17 protein-coding genes are annotated in these 19,275 nt (G+C 68.0%); all 17 read left to right on the top strand.

Features of this window, described 5'->3' with window-relative positions; genetic code table 11:
• Window positions 1-89: 89 nt before the first annotated feature.
• The 17 genes from EV137_RS30585 to EV137_RS30505 all read left to right on the top strand — a co-directional run bounded on the left by EV137_RS30585 (window position 90) and on the right by EV137_RS30505 (window position 19,229).
• Complete coding sequence (locus tag EV137_RS30585; protein WP_134009108.1) at window positions 90-1,403, top strand: geranylgeranyl reductase family protein; 1,314 nt, start codon at window positions 90-92, stop codon at window positions 1,401-1,403.
• A gap of 86 nt (window positions 1,404-1,489) precedes the next feature.
• On the top strand, window positions 1,490-1,849 hold the full coding sequence (locus EV137_RS30580) for an NADH-quinone oxidoreductase subunit A (RefSeq protein ID WP_133789593.1): 360 nt from the start codon (window positions 1,490-1,492) through the stop codon (window positions 1,847-1,849).
• 1 nt (window position 1,850) lies between these two features.
• Window positions 1,851-2,405 carry a NuoB/complex I 20 kDa subunit family protein gene (locus EV137_RS30575; RefSeq protein ID WP_131286677.1) on the top strand — a complete coding sequence of 185 codons (555 nt, stop codon included), beginning with the start codon at window positions 1,851-1,853 and terminating at the stop codon, window positions 2,403-2,405.
• 73 nt (window positions 2,406-2,478) lie between these two features.
• Window positions 2,479-3,186, top strand: coding sequence for an NADH-quinone oxidoreductase subunit C (locus EV137_RS30570; RefSeq protein ID WP_134008052.1), 708 nt, complete (start codon window positions 2,479-2,481; stop codon window positions 3,184-3,186).
• On the top strand, window positions 3,186-4,523 hold the full coding sequence (locus EV137_RS30565; RefSeq protein ID WP_134008054.1) for an NADH-quinone oxidoreductase subunit D: 1,338 nt from the start codon (window positions 3,186-3,188) through the stop codon (window positions 4,521-4,523). The genes EV137_RS30570 and EV137_RS30565 overlap by 1 nt, the downstream gene beginning before the upstream one ends.
• Entirely contained in the window at window positions 4,524-5,252 is a 729-nt protein-coding gene (gene nuoE / locus EV137_RS30560; protein WP_238175647.1) for an NADH-quinone oxidoreductase subunit NuoE, read from the top strand. It abuts the gene before it with no gap.
• Window positions 5,253-5,254: 2 nt separating this feature from the next.
• Window positions 5,255-6,565: an NADH-quinone oxidoreductase subunit NuoF gene (gene nuoF, locus EV137_RS30555; RefSeq protein WP_134131671.1), complete on the top strand. Its 1,311-nt coding sequence runs from the start codon at window positions 5,255-5,257 to the stop codon at window positions 6,563-6,565.
• Window positions 6,562-8,991 carry an NADH-quinone oxidoreductase subunit G gene (locus EV137_RS30550; protein ID WP_134131670.1) on the top strand — a complete coding sequence of 810 codons (2,430 nt, stop codon included), beginning with the start codon at window positions 6,562-6,564 and terminating at the stop codon, window positions 8,989-8,991. The genes nuoF and EV137_RS30550 overlap by 4 nt, the downstream gene beginning before the upstream one ends.
• Window positions 8,988-10,295: an NADH-quinone oxidoreductase subunit NuoH gene (nuoH, locus tag EV137_RS30545; RefSeq protein ID WP_134008060.1), complete on the top strand. Its 1,308-nt coding sequence runs from the start codon at window positions 8,988-8,990 to the stop codon at window positions 10,293-10,295. The genes EV137_RS30550 and nuoH overlap by 4 nt, the downstream gene beginning before the upstream one ends.
• On the top strand, window positions 10,288-10,836 hold the full coding sequence (nuoI, locus tag EV137_RS30540; protein ID WP_134008062.1) for an NADH-quinone oxidoreductase subunit NuoI: 549 nt from the start codon (window positions 10,288-10,290) through the stop codon (window positions 10,834-10,836). The genes nuoH and nuoI overlap by 8 nt, the downstream gene beginning before the upstream one ends.
• Window positions 10,833-11,672 (top strand): NADH-quinone oxidoreductase subunit J, encoded by an 840-nt coding sequence (locus tag EV137_RS30535; RefSeq protein ID WP_134131669.1) that lies wholly within the window; start codon window positions 10,833-10,835, stop codon window positions 11,670-11,672. Before nuoI ends, EV137_RS30535 begins: the two co-directional genes overlap by 4 nt.
• Window positions 11,669-11,968, top strand: a complete 300-nt coding sequence (nuoK, locus tag EV137_RS30530) for an NADH-quinone oxidoreductase subunit NuoK (RefSeq protein WP_130384807.1) — start codon at window positions 11,669-11,671, stop codon at window positions 11,966-11,968. The genes EV137_RS30535 and nuoK overlap by 4 nt, the downstream gene beginning before the upstream one ends.
• A gap of 11 nt (window positions 11,969-11,979) precedes the next feature.
• On the top strand, window positions 11,980-13,848 hold the full coding sequence (gene nuoL, locus EV137_RS30525; protein ID WP_134008066.1) for an NADH-quinone oxidoreductase subunit L: 1,869 nt from the start codon (window positions 11,980-11,982) through the stop codon (window positions 13,846-13,848).
• Window positions 13,845-15,368, top strand: a complete 1,524-nt coding sequence (locus EV137_RS30520) for an NADH-quinone oxidoreductase subunit M (RefSeq protein ID WP_134131668.1) — start codon at window positions 13,845-13,847, stop codon at window positions 15,366-15,368. Before nuoL ends, EV137_RS30520 begins: the two co-directional genes overlap by 4 nt.
• Window positions 15,369-15,373: 5 nt before the next feature.
• Window positions 15,374-16,954, top strand: coding sequence for an NADH-quinone oxidoreductase subunit NuoN (gene nuoN / locus EV137_RS30515; protein ID WP_134131988.1), 1,581 nt, complete (start codon window positions 15,374-15,376; stop codon window positions 16,952-16,954).
• The gene (locus EV137_RS30510; protein ID WP_134008070.1) at window positions 16,951-17,973 is read left to right on the top strand and encodes a polyprenyl synthetase family protein; all 1,023 of its coding nucleotides are present in this window, start codon (window positions 16,951-16,953) and stop codon (window positions 17,971-17,973) included. Before nuoN ends, EV137_RS30510 begins: the two co-directional genes overlap by 4 nt.
• A 47-nt stretch (window positions 17,974-18,020) precedes the next feature.
• A complete protein-coding gene (locus tag EV137_RS30505; protein ID WP_134131667.1) occupies window positions 18,021-19,229 on the top strand; it encodes a PucR family transcriptional regulator in 1,209 nt (402 codons plus the stop codon).
• Window positions 19,230-19,275: the final 46 nt, after the last annotated feature.

Below are 19,275 nucleotides of genomic sequence, written 5' to 3'. Positions count from 1 at the left end.
GAGTCAGGCAGTCCTAGACTGTCGAGTGAAGAGGGCTCGTGAAGTCGTTCACGAGCGCACACGCCCCCAAGAACATCCAGGCCGGAGAGATGAGCCAGAGCGTGCCGAGCGGGCAGCAGGCGGAGACCGCCGATGTGATCGTCGTCGGTGCCGGACCCGCCGGATCGGCGGCGGCGTACCACCTGGCGAACGCCGGGCTGGACGTCCTGCTGCTGGAGAAGACCGCGTTCCCGCGGGAGAAGGTGTGCGGCGACGGGCTCACCCCGCGCGGCACCAAGCAGCTCATCAACATGGGCATCGACATCTCCGAAGAGGCCGGCTGGATCCGGAACTACGGACTCCGCATCCAGGGCGCCGGGCACGTCCTGCAGCTCGACTGGCCGGACCTGGCCAGCCACCCGAACTACGGCCTGACCCGGAACCGGATGGACTTCGACGAGATGCTCGCCCGGCAGGCCGAGAAGGCCGGGGCGCGGCTGCGGGAGCGGACCAACGTGACCGGCCCGATCCTGGACGCCAAGGGTGACATCGTCGGGGTCACCGCGAAGCCGGTCGACGACAACGGCCGCCGGGCCGGCGCCGACGTCGAGTACCGGGCGCCACTGGTGATGGCGGCCGACGGCAACTCGTCCCGGCTGAGCATCGCGATGGGCCTGCACAAGCGCGACGACCGCCCGATGGGTGTCGCCGTACGGACGTACTTCACCAGCCCGCGGACCAACGACGACTACCTCGAGTCCTGGCTGGAGCTGTGGGCCGACGACCCGAAGCAGCCCGGTGGCCGCGTGCTGCTTCCCGGCTACGGCTGGATCTTCGGGATGGGCGACGGCACCGTCAACGTCGGCCTCGGCATCCTGAACACCTCGGAGGCCTTCGGCAAGGTCGACTACGCCGACCTGCTGAAGCAGTGGCTCAAGGTCACGCCCGAGGAGTGGCAGTTCCGCGACGAGTTCCAGACCATCCCGATCCGGGGCGCCGCGCTGCCGATGGGCTTCAACCGGCAGCCGCACTACACCCGCGGCCTGATGCTGCTCGGCGACGCCGGCGGCATGGTCAACCCGTTCAACGGCGAGGGCATCCCGTACGCGATGGAGTCCGGGGCGTTCGCCGCCGAGGTCGCCGCCCAGGCGCTGCACCGGCAGCCGAACCAGCGGGAACGCGCGCTGTCGGCGTACCCGAAGGCGCTGAAGCAGGAGTACGGCGGTTACTACACGCTCGGCCGGATCTTCGTGAAGCTGATCGGAAATCCGGAGGTGATGCGGCTCTGCACGAAGTACGGTCTGCCGCGCACCACCTTGATGAAGTTCACCTTGAAGTTGCTCGCCAACCTCACCGACCCGCGCGACGGGGACGTGATGGACAAGATCATCAACGGCCTCACGAAGCTCGCCCCCGCCGCCTGACCGGCGGGGCGGGTGAGTTGAGCCACACGCGTACTGATATCCAGAGAAACACACAGACCACCGGCTGAAGGAGGGAGCACGCAGCGATGCACCCCTATACACCGATTCTCGCTCTCGGTGTGCTCGCGGCGCTCTTCGTCGCAGGCAGCATCACCATTAGCGCCCTGGTCGGCCCGAAGCGCTACAACCGGGCCCGGCTGGACTCCTACGAGTGCGGCATCGAGCCCACTCCGCAGCCGGTCGGTGGTGGGCGCTTCCCGGTGAAGTACTACATCACCGCGATGCTGTTCATCGTTTTCGACATCGAGATCATCTTCCTCTACCCCTGGGCGGTGGCCTTCGACCAGATGGCGCTGTTCGGGCTGGTCGAGATGGTCATCTTCATCGTCACCGTCTTCGTCGCGTACGCCTACGTGTGGCGCCGCGGCGGACTGGAATGGGACTGACATGGGTCTTGAGGAACAGCTTCCGGCCGGCGTCCTGCTGAGCACCGTCGAAGGACTGCTCGGCTACATGCGCAAGGCCTCGTTGTGGCCGGCAACCTTCGGGCTGGCCTGCTGCGCTATCGAGATGATGACCACCGGCGCCCCGCGGTACGACGCCGCGCGGTTCGGCATGGAGGTCTTCCGGGCCTCGCCGCGACAGGCCGACCTGATGATCGTGGCCGGCCGGGTGAGCCAGAAGATGGCTCCGGTACTGCGCCAGATCTACGACCAGATGCCCGGCCCGAAGTGGGTGCTGGCGATGGGCGTGTGCGCGTCGTCGGGCGGCATGTTCAACAACTACGCGATCGTGCAGGGCGTGGATCACGTCGTACCGGTCGACATGTACCTGCCCGGCTGCCCGCCGCGGCCGGAGATGCTGCTGGACGCGTTCCTGAAGATCCACGACCAGATCCAGCACATGAAGCTCGGCGCGCACAAGAAGGCGCTGCAGACCGAGCAGGAGGCCGCGGCCCTGACCGCCGCCCCGACGATCGAGATGAAGGGTCTGCTGCGATGACCGAGCGCAGCGAGGGAACAAACAACACAGCGACCTCGTCGCGCAGCGGCGACCGAGCGCAGCGAGGTGTCCGATGAGCGACACGCAACCCGAGAACCTGCCGGCGACCTCTGCGGCCAGTGACGCGCAGACGCCGCAGGCCGAGGTGATCGACCAGCGCGAGGGCATGTTCGGTGTCCGCGGTACCGGTGACACCTCCGGCTTCGGTGGCCTGCGCCGCCAGGTCGCGCTGCCGGGCAGTACGCCGAAACCGTACGGCTCCTGGTTCGACGGTGCCGTGGACCGGCTGGAAGGCCTGGTCGCCGACGGTGCGATCGAGAAGGTCGTCGTCGACCGCGGTGAGCTGACCCTGCACATCAAGCGCGAGAACCTGGTCGAGGTGTGCAAGCACCTGCGTGACGACGAGGCGCTGCGGTTCGAGTTCTGCTCCGGTGTCAGCGGCGTGCACTACCCGAACGAGACCGGCAGCGAACTGCACGCCGTCTACCACTTCCTGTCGATCACCCACAACCGCCGGATCCGGCTGGAGGTGTCGGCGCCCGACAGTGACCCGCACATCCCGTCGATCGTCTCGGTCTACCCGGCCAACGACTGGCACGAGCGGGAGACCTGGGACTTCTTCGGCATCGTCTTCGACGGGCACCCGGCCCTGACCCGGATCCAGATGCCCGACGACTGGCCGGGGCACCCGCAGCGCAAGGACTACCCGCTCGGCGGAATCGACGTCGAGTACAAGGGCGCTGTCATCCCACCGCCCGACACGCGGAGGTCGTACAACTAATGACCGCAACAGATCCGTACGCGACGACCCGGGACACCACCGAGGGCAAGGTCTTCACCGTCACCGGCCAGGACTGGGACTCGGTCGTGTCCGGCCTCGGCGAGGAGCCCGAAGAGCGCGTCGTCGTCAACATGGGCCCGCAGCACCCGTCCACGCACGGCGTGCTCCGGCTGATCCTCGAGCTCGACGGTGAGAACGTGACCGAGGCCCGCTGCGGCATCGGCTACCTGCACACCGGTATCGAGAAGAACATGGAGTTCCGCTCCTGGACGCAGGGCGTCACGTTCTGCACCCGGATGGACTACCTGTCGCCGTTCTACAACGAGGCGGCGTACTGCCTCGCGGTCGAGCGGCTGCTCGGGATCGAGGACCAGATCCCGGACAAGGCGAACGTGATGCGGGTGCTCCTGATGGAGCTCAACCGGATCAGCAGCCACCTGGTCTGCATCGCCACCGGCGGTATGGAGATCGGCGCGCTGACCGTGATGACGATCGGTTTCCGCGAGCGTGAGAAGACCCTGGACCTGTTCGAGCTGATCACCGGGCTGCGGATGAACCACGCGTTCATCCGGCCGGGCGGTGTCGCGCAGGACCTCCCGGCGGGTGCACTGGACAAGATCCGCGAGTACATCACGTGGATGAACAAGCACCTCAAGGAGTACGCCGAGCTCTGCAACGCCAACCCGATCTTCAAGGCGCGGCTGCAGAACGTCGGCTACCTGGACCTGGCCGGCTGCATGGCGCTCGGCATCTCCGGCCCGACGGTGCGCTCCACCGGCTACGCGCTGGACCTGCGCAAGAGCCAGCCGTACTGCGGGTACGAGACGTACGACTTCGACGTACCGACCTGGGACTCCTCGGACGCGTACGGACGGTTCCGCGTGCGGCTGCAGGAGATGCACGAGTCACTGAAGATCGTCGAGCAGTGCGCCGACCGGCTGGAGAAGATGGACGGCCAGCCCGTGATGGTCGCCGACAAGAAGATCGGCTGGCCGGCCCAGCTGGCCGTCGGCGCCGACGGGATGGGCAACTCGCTCGACCACATCAAGCACATCATGGGCGAGTCGATGGAAGCGCTGATCCATCACTTCAAGCTGGTCACCGAGGGCTTCCGGGTGCCGGCCGGCCAGGCGTACGTCGCGCTCGAGTCACCGCGCGGCGAGATGGGCTGCCACGTCGTCTCCGACGGCGGCACCAAGCCGTACCGGGTGCACTTCCGTGACCCGTCCTTCGCAAACCTGCAGGCGATGCCGATCATGTGCGAGGGCGGCCAGGTCGCCGACGTGATCGTCGCCGTCGCCAGCCTTGACCCGGTGATGGGTGGAGTGGACCGCTAAATGGCCGAGAACCACACGACTGCTACCGACAAGACGGTGCCGTACAGCACCGGCGACTCGATGATCACCGACGCCACGATCGCGGAGATGCGCGAGATCGCGGCGCGGTACCCGGTCGCCCGGTCCGCGCTGCTGCCGATGCTGCACCTGGTGCAGTCGGTCGAGGGCCGGGTCACCCCGGAGGGCATCGAGGCCTGCGCCGACGTGCTCGGGCTGACCGGCGCCGAGGTGTCGGCGGTGGCCACCTTCTACACGATGTACAAGCGCCGCCCGGTCGGCGACTACCACGTCGGTGTCTGTACCAACACGCTGTGCGCGGTGATGGGCGGCGACCTGATCTTCGACCGGCTGAAGCAGCACCTGGACGTCGGCAACGACGAGACCACCGAGGACGGCAAGATCACCCTCGAGCACCTCGAGTGCAACGCCGCCTGCGACTACGCGCCGGTGATGATGGTCAACTGGGAGTTCTTCGACGACATGACGCCGGAGTCGGCCACCCAGCTGGTCGACGACCTGCGGGACGGCACCGAGGTGAAGTCGCCGCGCGGTGCGACGGTCTGCACCTGGCGCGAGGCCGAGCGGGTGCTGGCCGGGTACCCCGACGGCCGTGCCGACGAGGGCCCGACCGGCGGCAAGGCCACGCTGGCCGGCCTCCGTCTGGCCCGCGAGCGCGGCTGGACCGCGCCCGGTGGCTCCTCCAACGCCGACACCCAGAAGGAGGACTGACCATGGCTGACACGTTGACTCCGGTGCTGTCCGACAACTGGGACCAGATCAGGTCCTGGCAGCTGTCGTCGTACCAGCGGTCCGGCGGGTACGACGCGCTGCGCAAGGCGCTCGCGATGCAGCCGGCCGATGTCGTTGCCACGGTCAAGGACTCCGGGCTGCGCGGCCGTGGCGGCGCGGGCTTCCCGACCGGCATGAAGTGGCAGTTCATCCCGCAGGACAACCCGAACCCGAAGTACCTCGTGGTGAACGCCGACGAGTCGGAGCCGGGCACCTGCAAGGACATCCCGCTGATGATGGCCACGCCGCACACGCTGGTCGAGGGCGTCGTCATCGCGTCCTACGCGATCCGCGCGTCGGTCGCGTTCATCTACGTCCGTGGTGAGGTCCTGCACGTGATCCGCCGGCTGCAGCAGGCGGTCCAGGAGGCCAAGGACGCGGGCTTCATCGGCACGAACATCCTCGGCAGCGGCTACGACCTCGACGTGGTCGTGCACGCCGGTGCCGGCGCCTACATCTGCGGCGAGGAGACGGCGCTGCTCGACTCGCTGGAAGGACGTCGCGGTCAACCTCGGCTGCGTCCTCCCTTCCCGGCCGTGGCCGGTCTGTACGGCTGCCCTACTGTCATCAACAACGTCGAGTCGATCGCTTCCGTTCCCGCCATCATCAAGAACGGTCCGGACTGGTTCTCCTCGATGGGCACCGAGAAGTCCAAGGGCATGACGCTGTACTCGCTGTCCGGGCACGTCACCCGCCCGGGTCAGTACGAGGCCCCGCTGGGCATCACGCTGCGGGAGCTGCTCGACCTGGCCGGCGGGGTCCGCGAGGGCCACGAGCTGAAGTTCTGGACGCCGGGCGGCTCGTCGACGCCGCTGCTGACGTCCGAGCACCTCGACGTACCGCTGGACTACGAGGGCGTCGGCGCGGTCGGTTCGATGCTCGGTACCAAGGCGCTGCAGATCTTCGACGACTCGGTGTGCGTCGTGCGCGCCGTACTGCGCTGGACCGAGTTCTACAAGCACGAGTCCTGCGGCAAGTGCACGCCGTGCCGCGAGGGCACGTGGTGGCTGGTGCAGATTCTCGAGCGGCTGGAGAAGGGCCAGGGGTCCGACGAGGACCTGGACGTCCTGCTCGACCTGTCCGAGAACATCCTCGGCCGGTCGTTCTGCGCGCTCGGCGACGGTGCGACCGCACCGATCACCAGCTCGATCGCGCACTTCAAGGACGAGTACCTGGCGCACTTCGAGAACGGCGGCTGCCCGTTCGACCCGATGGCAAGCACTGTCTTCGCGACTGCTGGAGCTAGCGCATGACGATCCAAGCGAACCCGCCGGCCGGGTCGGAGGTGGAGCGCACCGACCTGGTGACGGTCACCATCGACGACATCGAGGTGAAGGTTCCGAAGAACACCCTGCTGATCCGGGCCGCGGAGCAGATCGGGATCCAGATCCCGCGGTTCTGCGACCACCCGCTGCTCGACCCGGTCGGCGCCTGCCGGCAGTGCCTGGTCGAGATCACCGATGCCGGGAACGGCCGCGGGATGCCGAAGCCGCAGGCTTCCTGCACGATCGTCGTTGCCGACGGCATGGTGGTCCGCACCCAGGTGAGCTCGCCGGTGGCGGACAAGGCTCAGCACGGGCAGATGGAATTCCTGCTGATCAACCACCCGCTCGACTGCCCGGTCTGCGACAAGGGCGGCGAGTGCCCGCTGCAGAACCAGGCGATGAGCAACGGCGCCGGCGAGAGCCGGTTCACCGAGATCAAGCGGACCTACCCGAAGCCGATCAACATCTCGGCCGAGGTGCTGCTGGACCGTGAGCGCTGCATCCTCTGCGCGCGCTGCACCCGCTTCTCCGAGCAGATCGCCGGTGACCCGTTCATCGCGCTGATCGAGCGCGGCGCGCTGCAGCAGGTCGGCATCTACGAGAAGGAGCCCTTCGAGAGCTACTTCTCCGGCAACACGATCCAGATCTGCCCGGTCGGTGCGCTGACGAGTGCGGCGTACCGCTTCCGCTCGCGGCCGTTCGACCTGGTGTCGGTGCCGTCGGTGGCCGAGCACGACTCGTCCGGTGCGGCGATCCGGGTCGACTACCGGCGCGGCAAGGTGATGCGCCGGCTGGCCGGCGACGACCCGCAGGTCAACGAGGAGTGGATCTCCGACAAGGACCGGTTCGCGTTCCAGTACGCGAGCACCGGTGACCGGCTGACCCACCCGCTGATCCGCGAGGACGGCGAGCTGCGGCCGGCGTCCTGGCCGGAGGCGCTGACCTTCGCGGCCGAGAAGCTGACGGCGGCGCGTGGCAACGCGGCGGTGCTGACCGGTGGCCGGCTGACGGTCGAGGACGCCTACGCGTACTCGAAGTTCGCCCGGGTCGCGCTGGGCAGCAACGACATCGACTTCCGGGCCCGCCCGCACTCCGCGGAGGAGGCGGACTTCCTCGCCGCCGCGGTGGCCGGCACCGGCCTGGGTACGACGTTCTCCGACCTGGAGAAGGCCGGCACCGTGCTGTTCGTCGGGTTCGAGCCCGAGGAAGAGGCGCCGTCGGTGTTCCTGCGGGTGCGCAAGGGCGTGAAGAAGCACGGCACCAAGGTGTTCACGATCGCGGCGTACGCGTCCCGCGGTGTGGAGAAGCTCAACGGCGTCGTCGTCCAGGCTTCGCCGGGCACCGAGGCCGCCGTACTCGCGGATCTCGGTAACGCCGGTGAGGCCGGGGCAGCTGCCCGGGCCGCACTCGGTCCGGACTCGATCATCGTCGTCGGCGAGCGGCTGGCGGCCGTACCGGGTGGCTACTCGAACGCGCTCCGGCTGGCGCTAGACACCGGTGCCGACCTGGCCTGGATCCCGCGGCGTGCGGGTGACCGGGCCGCGCTCGAGGCTGGTTGCCTTCCGGGCCTGCTGCCCGGTGGCCGGCTGGTCAGCGACCCGCAGGCGCGGGTCGACCTGCAGGCCGCCTGGGGCGTCGACAACCTGCCGGGTGAGCCCGGCAAGGACCTCACCGAGATCATCGCCAACGCAGGTTCGCTGCAGGCGCTGGTCGTCGCGGGTGTCGAGATCGACGACCTGCCCGACCCGGCCGCGGCGCTCGCCGCGCTGGAGGCGGTGCCGTTCGTGGTCAGCTTCGAGGTTCGCAACTCGCAGGTGACCGAGTACGCCGACGTGGTCTTCCCCGTCGTACCGCCGGTGGAGAAGTCCGGCACCTTCGTGAACTGGGAGGGCCGCGAGCGGCCGTTCCCGGTCGTGCTCAAGGTGCCGGCCGCGATGCCGGACGTCCGCGCGCTGGCCGCGCTGGCGCAGGAGATGGGCAACCCGCTCGGCTTCAGCACGACCGACGGCGCCAAGCGCGAGTACGACGAGCTCGGCCGCTGGGACGGCGACCGGGCCCAGGAGCCGACGTACCAGGCCGGTCCGGCCCTCGGTGCGTTCGACTCCACCCGGCTGGCGACCTGGCGGATGCTGATCGACGACAGCCGCGCCTGCGACGGTGAGCCGCACCTGACCGCGACCGCGCGGACGCCGGTCGCCCGGGTCTCGCTCACCACCGCGCGCCGGATCGGCGTCGCCGACGGGGACGAGCTGGTGGTGAGCACCGACGCCGGGAGCATCCGGCTGCCGGTCGTCATCACCCCGATGACCGACAACGTGGTCTGGCTGCCGACCAACTCGGCCGACTCCCACGTCCGCCGGTCGTTGCACGCAGACCATGGCTCGATCGTGACGATCGCCGGAGGAAACGCATGATCTCGCTCGCGGTGCCTGACGCGGGGGTCGGTCACGACCCCTGGTGGGTGATCCTCATCAAGGTGCTGTTCATCTTCGTGTTCCTGGTGGTGCTGACGCTGTTCAACATCTGGTGGGAACGCCGGGTGGTGGCGCGGATGCAGCAGCGGATCGGCCCGAACGTGCACGGCCCGCAGGGTCTGCTGCAGTCGCTGGCCGACGGTGTGAAGCTGATGCTCAAGGAAGACCTGATGCCGAAGGGCGTCGACCGGCTGGTCTTCGTGCTGGCGCCGGCGATCGTCGCCGTACCGGCCTTCCTCACCTTCGCGGTGATCCCGTTCGGCCCGACGGTGAAGATCCCGTTCACCGACACCTACACCCGGCTGCAGCTCACCGACCTGCCGGTCTCGGTGCTGTACGTGATGGCGATCGCATCGATCGGCATCTACGGCATCGTGCTCGGCGGCTGGTCGTCGAACTCGACGTACTCGCTGCTCGGCGGTCTGCGGTCCAGCGCGCAGATGATCTCGTACGAGGTCGCGATGGGACTGGCGCTGGTGACGGTGTTCCTGTTCGCGGGCTCGCTGTCCACCTCGGAGATCGTGGCGGCGCAGTCGCACCAGACCGTGCACTGGTTCGGGGCCGACATCCCGCTGCCCGGGTGGTACGCGTTCCTGCTCTTCCCGTCGTTCGTGATCTACGTGATCTCGATGGTCGGCGAGACGAACCGGGCGCCGTTCGACCTTCCCGAGGCCGAGGGCGAGCTGGTCGCGGGCTTCCTGACCGAGTACTCCTCGATCAAGTACGCGATGTTCTTCCTGGCCGAGTACATCAACATGGCGACCGTGTCCGCGCTGGCCACCACGCTGTTCCTGGGCGGCTGGCGGGCGCCGTGGCCGATCTCGATCTGGGACGGCGCGAACTCCGGCTTCTGGCCGGTGCTGTGGTTCATGGGCAAGCTGATGGGCTTCATCTTCTTCTACATCTGGCTGCGCGGGACGCTGCCGCGACTGCGCTACGACCAGTTCATGAAGTTCGGCTGGAAGGTCCTGATCCCGATCTCGCTGGCCTGGATCCTGCTGGTCGCCACCGTCCGCGCGGTCGGCCGCGAGACCAACTTCAGCCGTACGACGCTGCTGGTCGCGGCCGCGATCGTGCTGCTGATCGCGGTGATCAGCATGTTCGTCCCGCAGAAGCCGAAGGAAGAGCCGGCTGAGGTGGCCGACGGCAAGGAGTTCGACGCCTTCGCCGGCGGATTCCCGGTGCCACCACCGCTCCCCAGTCAGCAGACCGAGCCGAAATCGAAGGCAGGCAGCCGTGGCTAGTGTCAAAGAGTCCCTCTGGGACCCGGTAGCCGGGTTCGGGGTCACCTTCCGGACGATGTTCCGGAAGGTGTTCACCGAGGAATACCCGTTCACGAAGAAGCCGACCGCACCGCGGTTCCACGGCCGGCACCAGCTGAACCGCTGGCCGGACGGGCTGGAGAAGTGCGTCGGCTGCGAGCTGTGCGCGTGGGCCTGCCCCGCGGACGCGATCTACGTCGAGGGCGCGGACAACTCCGAGGGCGACCGGTTCTCGCCCGGCGAGCGGTACGGCCGGGTGTACCAGATCAACTACCTGCGCTGCATCCTCTGCGGTCTGTGCATCGAGGCCTGCCCGACCCGGGCGCTCACCATGACCAACGAGTACGAGCTGGCCGACTCCAGTCGCGCGTCCCTCATCTACGAGAAGAAGGACCTGCTGGCGCCGCTGCTTCCGGGGATGCAGGAGCCGCCGCACGAGATGCAGCTCGGCAAGACCGAGAAGGACTACTACCTCGGTCTGACCGGCGCGGCCTCGCACGCCGACGGGAGTGACGCCAAATGATCGGGTTGGTCACCGGGGGGCAGGTGGCGTTCTGGCTGCTCGCCCCGGTCATGATCCTGGCCGCGATCGGGATGGTGCTGGTCCGTAAGGCGGTGCACTCGGCGCTGCTGCTGGCGACCGTGATGATCTGCCTCGCGGTGCAGTACGCCGCGCAGGACGCGCCGTTCCTGTTCGCCGTACAGATCATCGTCTACACCGGCGCGATCCTGATGCTGTTCCTGTTCGTGCTGATGCTGGTCGGCGTCGACGCGTCCGACTCGCTGGTCGAGACGATCCGCGGTCAGCGGCTGCTCGCCGGGATCGCGTTCCTCGGTTTCGGCGTGCTGCTGATCTCCGCGGTCGGGAACGCGATCTACGGGCACCCGACCGGACTGGGCGACGCGCAGCCGGACGGGAACGTCAAGGGCCTCGCGCAGTTGCTGTTCGGTAAGTACGTGTTCGCCTTCGAGGTCACGTCGGCGCTGCTGATCACCGCGGCGATGGGCGCCATGATGCTGGCCCATCGCGAGCGGCTGACCAAGAAGAAGACGCAGCGCGACCACGCCGAGGAGCGGATCCGCAAGTACGCCGAACAGGGCATCCACCCCGGACCGCTGCCGACGCCCGGTGTCCTGGCCCGGCACAACGCCGTCGACACCCCGGCCCTGCTGCCGGACGGGTCGATCGCACCGACCTCGGTTTCGCGGGTGCTCCAGGCACGTGGCACCGTGTTCCCCGAAGCCGAGGAGCGCGCGGACATCGAAGAGGTCCGCAAGCTCGACGCGGGTGAGCTGTACCCGCCCGAGGCGGAGAGCACCGACACGACCGGGTTTGCCGAAGGAGGAGAGAAGCGGTGACAACCGAGCCGTACATCGTGCTCGCGGCGATCCTGTTCAGCATCGGCGCTCTCGGCGTGCTGGTACGCCGGAACGCGATCGTCGTCTTCATGTGCGTCGAGCTGATGCTGAACGCGACCAACCTCGCGTTCGTGAGCTTCGCCCGCCAGCACGGCAACCTCGACGGCCAGATCGCCGCCTTCTTCGTGATGGTGGTGGCCGCGGCCGAGGTCGTGATCGGGCTGGCGATCATCATGGCCATCTTCCGCACCCGTCGCTCGGCCTCGGTCGACGACGCCAACCTGCTCAAGTACTGAGGTAGCAACCGATGAGTCATGAGCTGACGTGGCTGCTGGTCGCGGTACCGGCTTTGTCCGCGGCGATCCTGCTGCTCGGTGGCAAGGCCACCAACGCGTGGGGTCACCTGCTGGGCACGCTGGCGCCGGTGATCTCCTTCGCCTTCGGCGTCGTGCTGTTCTTCCAGATGCGGGGCCGGGCGAGCGAGGAGCGGTCCGAGACGGTCCGGCTGTTCGAGTGGTTCTCGGTCGGCCAGATCAAGGTCGACTTCACGCTGCTGATCGACCCGCTGTCGATCCTGTTCGTGCTGCTGATCACCGGTGTGGGTTCGCTGATCCACATCTACTCGATCGGCTACATGGAGCACGACCCCCGCCGGCGGCGGTTCTTCGGCTACCTGAACCTGTTCATCGCCTCGATGCTGCTGCTGGTGCTCGCGGCCGACTACCTGCTGGTCTTCGTCGGCTGGGAGGGCGTCGGTCTGGCGTCGTACCTGCTGATCGGTTTCTGGCAGCACAAGAACTCGGCCGCGGTCGCCGCGAAGAAGGCGTTCGTGGTGAACCGGGTCGGTGACATCGGCCTCTCGCTCGCGGTGATGAGCATGTGGGCGCTGTTCGGCTCGTCCGCTTTCACGACCGTGAACGCCGGCGCCGAGCACGTCTCGAAGACCTGGGCCACGCTGCTCGGCCTGATGCTGCTGCTGGCTGCCTGCGGTAAGTCCGCGCAGGTGCCGCTGCAGTCCTGGCTGCTGGACGCGATGGAGGGCCCGACCCCGGTGTCGGCGCTGATCCACGCGGCGACCATGGTCACGGCCGGCGTCTACCTGGTGGTCCGGTCGCACGCGATCTACGAGGTCACCGACGCCGCGTCCACCGCGGTGGTGATCGTCGGTACGGTCACCGCGCTCGCCGGTGCGATCATCGGTTGCGCCAAGGACGACATCAAGAAGGCGCTGGCCGGTTCGACGATGAGCCAGATCGGCTACATGATGCTCGCCGCGGGCCTCGGCCCGGCCGGGTACGTGTTCGCGATCTTCCACCTGCTCACGCACGGCTTCTTCAAGGCGAACATGTTCCTCGGCGCCGGCTCGGTCATGCACGGCATGAACGACGACGTGAACATGCGCCACTACGGCGCCCTGCGGACGTCGATGAAGGTCACCTTCGCGACCTTCGCCTTCGGCTACCTGGCGATCCTCGGCATCCCGCCGTTCGCCGGCTTCTTCAGCAAGGACAAGATCATCGAGGCCGCGTTCGCGGACAACACGGTGATCGGTCTGTGCGCGCTGCTCGGCGCCGGTATCACCGCGTTCTACATGACGCGGGTGATGCTGATGACGTTCTTCGGCAAGAAGCGCTGGGCCGAGGACGTGCACCCGCACGAGTCGCCGGCCGTGATGACCTGGCCGCTGATCATCCTGGCGGCCCTGTCGCTGGGCGGCGGCGCGCTGTACTTCGCGGGGCACTGGATCGTCGACTGGCTGGAGCCGATCGTCGGTCACGAGGAGGAGCACCCGCCGGTGAGTGCCCTGGTGATGACGCTGATCACCCTCGCGGTGGTTGCCGTCGGCATCGTCATCGCGGTGCTCAAGTACCGCCGGGACATCCCGCGGGAGGCGCCCGCCGGCTCGCCGGTCACGGTCTTCGCCCGCCGGGACCTGTACGGCGACGCGCTGAACGAGGCGGTCCTGATGCGGCCCGGGCAGTACCTGACCCGGACGCTGGTCTGGCTCGACAACCGGGGCGTCGACGGTCTGGTCAACGGCCTGGCCGCACTCTTCGGCGGTCTGTCCGGCCGGCTCCGCCGGTTCCAGACGGGCTTCGTCCGTTCGTACGCACTCAGCATGGTCTTCGGCGCCGCATTCGTGGTCGTCGCCCTCCTCGCGGTGAGGTTGTCGTGAACATCGGTTGGCTGACCCTGTTACTGCTCCTGCCGTTCGTCGGGGCCATCGCGACGATGCTGGTGCCGACGGCGAAAGCGCTGACGGCCAAGCAGGTCGCGCTCGGGTTCTCGCTCGTGACGCTGGTGCTGACCGCGATCGTCGCGATCGGCTACCACCGCAACGGCGGCGAGGACTACGCCGAGACGCACACCTGGATCAAGGCCTTCGGCGCGCACTACGCGCTCGGTCTCGACGGTGTCGGCATCGTGCTGGTGGTCCTGACCGCGCTGCTGACGCCGATCGTGATGATCGCGTCCTGGAACGACGCACAGCACGGCCGCTGGTCGGAGAAGTCCTTCTTCGCCTGGATCCTGGGCCTCGAGGCGCTGTCGATCGGCGTGTTCTCCGCCACCGACGTGTTCCTCTTCTACGTGCTGTTCGAGGCCACGCTGATCCCGATGTACTTCCTGATCGGCGGCTTCGGCGGCCCGCAGCGTTCGTACGCCGCGGTGAAGTTCCTGCTCTACTCGCTGCTCGGCGGTCTGCTGATGCTGGCGTCGGTCGTCGGCCTGTACGTCGTCTCGGCCAAGGCCGGTGAGCCGTCGTACCTGCTGAGCGACCTGATGAAGCTCGACATCAGCCAGAACACCGAACGCTGGCTGTTCCTCGGCTTCTTCTTCGCCTTCGCGGTGAAGGCGCCGATGGTGCCGTTCCACACCTGGCTGCCGGACGCGGCCGGTGAGGCGACGCCGGGTACGTCGGTGCTGCTGGTCGGCATCCTGGACAAGATCGGCACCTTCGGGATGATCCGGTTCTGTCTGGGCCTGTTCCCGAACGCGTCCGAGTGGGCCACCCCGGTGGTGCTGGTGCTGGCGCTGATCTCGGTGCTGTACGGCGCGCTCCTGGCGATCGGCCAGACCGACATCAAGCGCCTGATCGCGTACACGTCGATCTCGCACTTCGGCTTCATCGTGATGGGCATCTTCGCGCTGACGTCGCAGGGCCTGACCGGGTCGACGCTGTACATGTTCAACCACGGTCTCTCCACCGCGGCGCTGTTCCTGGTCGCCGGGTACCTGATCTCCCGGCGCGGCTCCGCGCGGATCGCCGACTACGGCGGGGTGGAGAAGGTCGCCCCGGTGCTGGCCGGCACGTTCTTGTTCGCGGGCCTGTCCAGCCTGGCGCTGCCCGGTCTGTCGCCGTTCATCTCCGAGTTCATGGTGCTGGCCGGGACGTTCAGCCGGCACAAGGTGATCGCGGTGATCGCCGTCCTCGGTATCGTGCTGGCCGCGCTGTACATCCTGCTGATGTACCAGCGCACGATGACCGGTCCGGTCCGCGACGGGATCGAGAAGCTCAAGGACCTGACCGGGCGTGAGATCCTCGCGATCGCGCCGCTCGTGGTCCTGATCATCGGCCTCGGGATCTTCCCGAAGCCGATCGTGGACATCATCAAGCCCGCGGTCGACGAGACCATGCAGCGGGTCGGCGTGACCGACAAGGCACCGCAGATCCCCGTGACGGAGGGACAGAAGTGAGCGCGATGTTGCTGCCGGTGGCGGACTTCACGGCGCCCAAGATCGAGTACAACGAGCTGGCTCCGCTGCTCGTCGTGTTCGGCGCGGCGTGCGTCGGCGTCCTGGTCGAGGCGTTCCTGCCGCGGCCGTTGCGGCACCTGGTGCAGCTGGCGATCACGGTGGTCGCCGTGGTCGTGTCCGGTGTGCTGACCGGCATCCTGATGAACGACAAGAAGGAACTGCTCGCCGCTCAGGGTGCGATCTCGGTCGACGGTCCGGCGCTGTTCACCTGGCTGATCCTGCTGGCACTGTCCCTGATCAGCGTGCTGCTGTTCGCGGAGCGCTCGATCGACGGCGGCCTGTCCGCGTTCGCCGGCCAAGCGGCCGCCGTACCGGGCTCCGATGCCGAGCGCGAGGGTACGGCGGCGCGCGTCGAGCACACCGAGATCTTCCCGCTGACGCTGTTCGCGGTCGGCGGCATGATGCTGTTCGCGGCGTCGAACGACCTGCTCGTGCTGTTCGTGGCGCTCGAGGTCTTCTCGCTGCCGCTGTACCTGCTGTGCGGTCTGGCGCGCCGTCGCCGGCTGATCTCGCAGGAAGCCGCGATGAAGTACTTCCTGCTCGGTGCGTTCTCGTCGGCGTTCCTGCTGTTCGGGATCGCGCTGCTCTACGGGTACGCCGGCACGATGTCGCTCGGCGGGATCGCGGACGCGCTCAGCTCGGACACCGGCAGCGACACCATCCTGCTCGCCGGCACCGGCCTGCTGGGTGTCGGCCTGCTGTTCAAGGTCGGCGGCGTACCGTTCCACTCCTGGACACCGGACGTGTACCAGGGCGCGCCGACGCCGGTCACGGGGTTCATGGCGGCCTGCACCAAGATCGCCGCGTTCGTCGGCCTGATGCGGGTCTTCTACGTCGCGCTCGGCGGCTCGCGCTGGGACTGGGCGCCGATGATGTGGATCATCGCGATCCTCACCATGGTCGTCGGTTCGATCGTCGCGATCACCCAGACCGACGTGAAGCGGATGCTGGCGTACTCGTCGATCGCGCACGCGGGCTTCCTGCTGACCGCGTTCGTCGGCCTCGCGCAGGCCGGGAGCGGCGTCCACACCGGCATCACCTCGACGCAGGCGGTGCTGTTCTACCTGGTCTCGTACGGCTTCCCGACCATCGGCGCGTTCGCGGTCGTCACGCTGGTGCGCGACGCGGGCGGCGAGGCGACGCACCTGTCCCGCTGGGCGGGCCTGGGCAAGAAGTCGCCGCTGCTGGCCGGTATCTTCGCGTTCTTCCTGCTGTCCTTCGCCGGTATCCCGCTGACCGCTGGCTTCACCGGCAAGTGGGCGGTCTTCAGCGCGGCGTGGACCGGTGGCGCCTGGCCTTTGGTCGTCGTCGCTGTCCTGTCCAGCCTGGTCGCCGCGTTCTTCTACGTCCGCGTGATCGTGCTGATGTTCTTCTCCGACCTGCCGGCCGACGCGCCGGACGTGGCGCTGCCGGGCTGGCAGACCACGTCGGCGGTCGCCCTGGGTCTTGCCGCCACGGTGGTTCTCGGTCTGGTTCCCGGACCGGTGCTCGACCTGGCGGCCCGAGCTGGTGAGTTCATCCGTTGAGTCCGACCCCGCTGCCGGCCGAGAGCCTGGGATTCGAGTTCGCCGATGCGGCGCTCGAGTCCCGGGTTCGTGCTGGGCTGGAGCGTGTGGAGCAGGCGCTGCTCGACGCGACCCAGTCCGAGGCGCCGTTCGTCACCGCGGCCGCCCAGCACGTGATGGTTGCCGGTGGCAAACGGTTCCGGCCGTTGCTGGTGCTGCTCGGGGCCGAGTTCGGCGCTGACGTCGCGTCCGACGAGGTGGTGAAGGCGGCGGTCGTCGTCGAGCTCACCCACGTCGCGACGCTGCACCACGACGACGTGATGGACGAGGCCGCGCTGCGGCGGGGCTCGTCGACGGCGAACGCGCGGTGGGACAACTCGGTCGCGATTCTGTCCGGTGACTGGCTGTTCGCCCGGGCGTCGGACCTGGTCGCGGATCTCGGCCCGGAAGCGGTCCGGATCCAGGCCCGCACCTTCGGCCGGCTGGTCGAGGGTCAGATCCGCGAGACGATGGGCGTCGGCGAAGGCCAGGATCCGCTCAAGCACTACCTGTCGGTGGTCGCCGACAAGACCGGCTCACTGATCGCGACGTCCGCCCTCTTCGGCGCCCGGTACGCCGGTGCGTCCGAGGAGATCCAGGAGTCGCTGCGGGCGTTCGGCGAGGAGATCGGCGTGGCCTTCCAGCTCGCCGACGACCTGCTCGACATCGCGTCCGAGTCCGGCCAGTCCGGCAAGACTCCCGGCACCGACCTCCGCGAGGGCGTGCCGACCCTTCCGGTCCTGATCTTCCGCGCCCAGGCGGACCCCAGCGATCCCACGGACGCCCGTCTCCTGGACCTCCTGGACTCCGACCTCTCCGACGACGAGCGCCTCTCGGAAACCCTGGACCTGCTCCGCTCCCACGCCGCCTTCCGCCAGGCCGAAGACGACGTACGCCGCCGCGCAGCCGACGCCCGCAAACTCCTCACCACCCTCCCCGAAGGCCCCGGCCGACAAGCCCTCGACACCCTCTGCGACCTGGTAGCCACCCGCTCGGTCTGACGCGAGGTCTGTCCGGTACGGCGACTGTGTGCGATGCTGTGCCGACTATGGGTGAGCGGGATGTTGCGTTGCCGGTGGTGGGGCTGACGGTCGAGGCGTTGGCCGAGAGTGTGTTGCTGCATCTGCCGGCGTTGACCGATGCGTTGGTCGAGACGATCTACGAGCAGAACCCGGCGTATCGCGAGATGGGTGCGGTCCCGCAGCAGGATCTGTGGCGGTCGTGTCATGACAACGTTGCTCGCGTCGTGCGGATGATTGCCGACAACGACGATCACTTCGACGCGGCGCAGGCGACCGGGCGGCGGCGGGCGGAGCAGCGGATGCCGCTGGACGACGTCCTGAAGTCGTTCCGGCTCGGCGGGCGGCTGGTGTGGGAGGCGTTGATCGACGAGGCCCGTGTGCAGGGCGTGGTCGACTCCGAGGCGTTGCTGGATGTCGCGAGCAAGGTCTGGGAGGTCGTCGACCGAACGTCGTCGCAGGTCGCGGCCGCTTATCACGCCGCCGAACGGCAACTCGTCCGCGCGGACGAGCGCCGTAGATCGACCCTCTGGGAAGGCCTGCTGCACGGCCCGGGGAAGGATCGGGCCTTCATCCAGGAGGCGGCCACCGTCCTCGACGTGCCCGTGAACGGCGGCTACGCGGTGGTGGCCATCGACAACCTGATCGACGACGAGTGCACGACATCCTTGTTGGTACGGCGCTTTGCGGGCCTCCGGATCGCTTCCGCTTGGCAGGTCCGTCCACAGACCGTGGTCGGTTTGCTTGCTGTGGGCACGGAATCCCCGGTCACGGTGCTCCGCACGCTGCGTGACGTCGTCCACGCACCGGCCGGTCTGTCCGGCGTTGTCTCCGGTCTGGCCGAGGTGAATGTCGCGTACCGGCAGGCGATGCTGGCCCGGCATACGCTTCCGGCCGGTCAGATCGACGTAGCGGCGCTGACCGAACGGCTTCCCGAGGCGTTGTTGCTCAGTGCACCGGAGCTGGCCGAGCAGCTCGTGCAGCACTGGCTGTTGCCGCTGATGACAGTACCCGCGCCCGAACGCGAACTGTTGCTCGACACCTTGGACAAGTGGGTGCTCGCGGCGGGTTCCGTACGTCGTACCGCCGATCTAGCGCACTGTCACCGCAATACGGTCATCAACCGCCTGCACCGGGTCCATCAGATCACCGGCCGTAACCTCAGCGACGAAGGCTTCCACTTGGAGCTCGGCCTTGCGTTGCGTGCTTTCAGACTGTTCCCGCCGCCCTCTGCGTGACCGAAGTGCCGGGCTGTGCGTTGTGCACAGTGAGACCGCGCAAAAC

Source organism: Kribbella pratensis (assembly GCF_004366075.1).
GTDB classification, from domain to species: Bacteria; Actinomycetota; Actinomycetes; order Propionibacteriales; family Kribbellaceae; genus Kribbella; species Kribbella pratensis.
Note: the sequence above shows the minus strand (reverse complement) of the source record. Positions and strands in the feature narration are given on the sequence as shown.

What these genes read in the sequence shown, in the direction of transcription:
- EV137_RS30535 (WP_134131669.1), top strand. Translation starts at nt 10,833, where the DNA reads ATGATCGGGTTGGTCACCGGGGGGCAGGTGGCGTTCTGGCTGCTCGCC.
- EV137_RS30580 (WP_133789593.1), top strand. Translation starts at nt 1,490, where the DNA reads ATGCACCCCTATACACCGATTCTCGCTCTCGGTGTGCTCGCGGCGCTC.
- nuoE (WP_238175647.1), top strand. Translation starts at nt 4,524, where the DNA reads ATGGCCGAGAACCACACGACTGCTACCGACAAGACGGTGCCGTACAGC.
- EV137_RS30565 (WP_134008054.1), top strand. Translation starts at nt 3,186, where the DNA reads ATGACCGCAACAGATCCGTACGCGACGACCCGGGACACCACCGAGGGC.
- nuoH (WP_134008060.1), top strand. Translation starts at nt 8,988, where the DNA reads ATGATCTCGCTCGCGGTGCCTGACGCGGGGGTCGGTCACGACCCCTGG.
- EV137_RS30570 (WP_134008052.1), top strand. Translation starts at nt 2,479, where the DNA reads ATGAGCGACACGCAACCCGAGAACCTGCCGGCGACCTCTGCGGCCAGT.
- EV137_RS30575 (WP_131286677.1), top strand. Translation starts at nt 1,851, where the DNA reads ATGGGTCTTGAGGAACAGCTTCCGGCCGGCGTCCTGCTGAGCACCGTC.
- EV137_RS30505 (WP_134131667.1), top strand. Translation starts at nt 18,021, where the DNA reads ATGGGTGAGCGGGATGTTGCGTTGCCGGTGGTGGGGCTGACGGTCGAG.
- nuoF (WP_134131671.1), top strand. Translation starts at nt 5,255, where the DNA reads ATGGCTGACACGTTGACTCCGGTGCTGTCCGACAACTGGGACCAGATC.
- EV137_RS30550 (WP_134131670.1), top strand. Translation starts at nt 6,562, where the DNA reads ATGACGATCCAAGCGAACCCGCCGGCCGGGTCGGAGGTGGAGCGCACC.
- nuoL (WP_134008066.1), top strand. Translation starts at nt 11,980, where the DNA reads ATGAGTCATGAGCTGACGTGGCTGCTGGTCGCGGTACCGGCTTTGTCC.
- nuoN (WP_134131988.1), top strand. Translation starts at nt 15,374, where the DNA reads ATGTTGCTGCCGGTGGCGGACTTCACGGCGCCCAAGATCGAGTACAAC.
- EV137_RS30585 (WP_134009108.1), top strand. Translation starts at nt 90, where the DNA reads ATGAGCCAGAGCGTGCCGAGCGGGCAGCAGGCGGAGACCGCCGATGTG.